Source organism: Mesorhizobium sp. WSM4829 (assembly GCF_055811475.1).
Genome location: NZ_JBVVQJ010000089.1, coordinates 1 through 3,923, shown reverse-complemented (window position 1 = coordinate 3,923; position 3,923 = coordinate 1). Strand labels below are relative to the sequence as shown.

The following is a 3,923-nucleotide window of genomic DNA, read 5'->3' as shown; positions in this document are numbered from 1 at the left end:
ATAGCCATCGCCTGTGGCCCGCGGGTTCCTTCCTCGGGGACTTTCGTACGCCTGCTGGCGCCCGAAACTCTTCACGCAAGCCGTCGGTCCGCTTTGAGAGTTAAAGGCGCACAACGCGGACATTCTCCTGGATCAGGCGGCCCGGTTTTGAGCCATTTTAGGCATTCGACTTACCTTCTCTGGCACCAAGCTCCTTGAACTCCCGAATGTTCAGATTCCGGAGATGCGATCGGGCGCACCGATGGGCGCTAGGAACGGTTCAGAGCTAGGCAGGCGACAGACAATTGACTTGCATGGCCGACACAGCGCGAGCGAGAATGCCGCTCCTGGGATCGGCCCGCAATTCGTTCGACTTTAGCCAGGTCCAGTTGAGGAACCGCCATGCGCGACATCGCCAAGTGGCTGGAGAGCCAAGGTCTTGGCGAATACGTGGGAGCGTTTGCCAACAACAAAATTGATGCCGACGTGCTGCCCAGCCTGACGAGCGATGATCTCAAGGAGTTGGGCGTTGCCGCGGTAGGTGATCGGCGCAGGCTTCTGAGGGCGATCGCCAGCCTTTCAGCGCCTGACATCGGGCAGCGTCACGAAGGGGCCGCTGCGCCGGTCACATCGGCTGAGCCCTCGCAAGAAGTGTCGCCCGAACGCCGCCAGCTTACGGTGATGTTCTGCGACCTAGTGGGTTCGACGCCTCTCTCGGTCGAGTTCGATCCCGAGGATGTGGCCGACGTAATACGTTCCTATCACACAAGCTGCACAAAAATCGTGGGGCGATGGGATGGGCATATCGCCAAGTTCATGGGCGACGGCGTGCTGGTCTATTTCGGCTGGCCGCGTGCACATGAGGACGATGCAGAGCGCGCCGTCGAAGCGGGTCTTGAACTGACATTGGCAGTCTCGACGTTGGATACCGCCATTGGACGACCTATGGCAGCTCGTGTCGGTATCGCGACAGGTCTAGTAATGGTCGGCGAAACGACTGGCACTGGAACGGCGCGCGAGAGCGCCGTGGTCGGCGAAACACCGAACCTGGCCGCGCGGCTACAAGGCATCGCGGAACCCGGAACTGTCGTGGTCGCCGCCAGCACGCGACAGCTACTTGGCAACCTCTTCGAGACTGCCGATCTTGGCGAACACCGCTTGAAGGGTTTTCCGGAGCCCGTACGCGCTTCACGTGTCCTGGGCAAGGCCGCCAAGGAGACACGCTTTGAAGCGCTGCACGGCCGGCTCCATACGCCGCTTATCGGGCGCGGCGATGAAGTGGAACAACTGACGAAGCGATTTCAGAAAGCGGAGGCGGGCGAGGGCCAGGTCGTTCTCATTTCGGGCGAACCAGGGATCGGCAAGTCGCGCCTTTGTGAGGCGGTGCGAGCCAAGCTGCTGCACCGGCCGCATGCGCGCCTGACCTACCAGTGCTCGCCGTCGCACGCGGACCGAGCATTTTACCCTCTGGTCACGCAGCTTGAACAGGCGGCCGACATTCGCCCGGACCTCGATCCGGGCGAAAAATTGCGAAGGCTGACGGCGATGCTTGCCAGGTCCGGCGAGAGCGCTCAGGTCCAATTGTCGATTCTCGCCGCTTTTCTCTCCATCCCGACGAATGGAGGAGAAGGCCCGCCGAGCCTGGATGCGCTTCAACAGACGGAACGAACCTTTGATGTGCTTATGAGCCTCTTGGAGGATTCCTGCGCCAAAGGCCCCGCGGTCATCACCTTCGAGGACCTGCACTGGTGCGACCCGTCGACGCTCGAGTTCCTCAACCGGCTCGTCGACAGGGCAGAGACCCTGCCAGTGCTGTTGCTCGTCACCTCGCGCCCCGGAATCAGCGTGGCATGGTCGGATCAGCCTCATGTCACGACGGTTTCGTTAAATCGCATAACCAGGCGCGAGTCCGAGAAAATGATCGATTCGCTTGCCAACTCCGACGTGCTGCCGGAGCGCCTCGTCGAGGAGATCGTGAAGCGGAGCGATGGAATACCGCTGTTTCTCGAAGAGATGGCCCGGACCTTGATCGAGGCACAGAATCAGCCGAACGCCGCCGGCGCGCTCGAGAGGGGCGTGCCGGCATCGCTCCAGGACATGCTGATGGCCCGGCTCGATCGGCTCGCCACCGGAAAGCGGGTCTATCAGACCGCAGCAGCAATCGGTCGTGAGTTCACGATCGAGCTTCTCGAGCGCGTATGCGATGTCGATGGAGCCGCACTACAGCTGGCTTTGGACGCCTTAGTAAATGCCGGGCTGCTGGTTTCGCGGCAAACCGCCTCGGGAGCGACGTATGTCTTCAGGCACGCCCTCCTTCAGGACGCGGCCTATGGCAGCCTGCTGCGTGATACACGCAAGGAACTGCACGCACGCATCGCCACTGCGCTTGCACAGACGGAAACCGACGATCCAGCATTGCTGGCGCATCACTACGAGAGTGCAAATGCCTGGGCCGAGGTTTTGAACTGTCGGCTCCTGGCGGCGGCGAAAGCCGAGAGTCGCGGGGCTCGCTGGGAGGCGGCCGAGCACTACCGGCGCGCCATCCAGGCTCTCGAACGCCTTCCCGACACGGCGGCGCACCGGCAAACCTACGTCGAGACGGTCTTGGCGCGGGCCAGGAGCGGCCAGTACGCGAGCAAGCAGGAACGTGCCGAAGCGCGTCACCAGGTCGATAGGGCAATCGCGTTTGCCGACGGGGACACCGCGGCCCTGGCGGGGCTGCAGTCCTTCAAGGGATTGGATTGGCTGGAAGAGCCGTTGCTGGTCAGCGCCGAACGACATGCCGGTTTCGCGGATGCGGCGCGCCAGGCCGAAGTTGCGTGGCGCTATGCCCACTTCCTCGGCAATACCGGACGGCTTGAAGAATCACTCGGCAAGATCGAACGGGCCGCGGCGCTGTTGCAGCAAGTCGGGGCCCTGGAAGAGCTCGGTTCGCTCGCCGCAGGTGCGGGCCGTTGCTACAATGCCCGCGCCGGGCGGTTGCAGCGGTCTCTGCAATTCGCCGAGATGGTCCGGGAGATCGCCGCGTCGACGCAGGACGTCGAGGTGCGCTCGTGGCTGGCGATGGAAGCAGAGCCTTTGCTTTACAAGGGACACTGGCAGCGGACGGTGGAGGTGGTCGAGCAGAACCTGTCCACGGCCTGGGAGAACGCGAGGTGGAGCGTTGTATTGTGGGCGTCGGGCTGGGCAGCCATCGCCTGTCTGAAGCTGAACCGGATTGCCGACGCAAGTGCCTTCCTGGATCCGGTGATGAAGACAGTGGCACGGCGGATAGATGACGATTTCTGCAAGATCTATCCGCACATCGCCTTGAGCCAATTGCACCTCGCCGAAGGGGACGCTGCAGCCGGGCTGCAAGCGGCGGAACGCGCGCTGGAGCTCGCGGAGCGTGTAACGGCGAGGCTCGAGATTGGCGCTGCCCGTCGCGCGCTCGGCCAAGCCTACGAGGCCAGGGGCGATCGCCAGTCGGCGGACGGGCAGTTCCGTCGAAGTGTTGATGTTCTCCAGACAATCCAGTCCCGACCCGAGCTCGCCCAAAGCATGCTTGCCTTTGGCAGATTTGAACTGGTTGCGGACAGAGATAAAGCAAAGGGGTTGCTACACAGCGCCCTTAAGCTATTCAAAGAAATCGAGGCAGACGGTTGGGTGGCGGAGACACAAAGCGCTCTTCTTCGCTGATCTCTTCAATCTGACACCAGAAGACCATGCCCGCGAAACGATGACCGAGTGCGACTGTTCGCTTCTGTCGAGCAGCACCCTCCGCTGTTGGCGTGCTGTCTCAAGTCGCAGCCTGCGTTCGTTTTAGAGCAGCGTGGCTCTTCACGATTGGGCAGACATGACGCGCCTCTCGGACGGCCGTTCGGGGGCCGCAGAACGAACCCGCTGCGCGGGATGGGCGCCCGCGGATAAGGTAGAGATCAAGAACCGGTCGTTGCGCCTGCGTT

At 62.5% G+C, this 3,923-nt stretch carries 1 protein-coding gene; it reads left to right on the top strand.

What is annotated here, in order from left to right; genetic code table 11:
• The first annotated feature begins 381 nt into the window (after window positions 1–381).
• Window positions 382–3,657 carry an ATP-binding protein gene (locus AC0L17_RS34150; protein WP_473518944.1) on the top strand — a complete coding sequence of 1,092 codons (3,276 nt, stop codon included), beginning with the start codon at window positions 382–384 and terminating at the stop codon, window positions 3,655–3,657.
• Window positions 3,658–3,923: the final 266 nt, after the last annotated feature.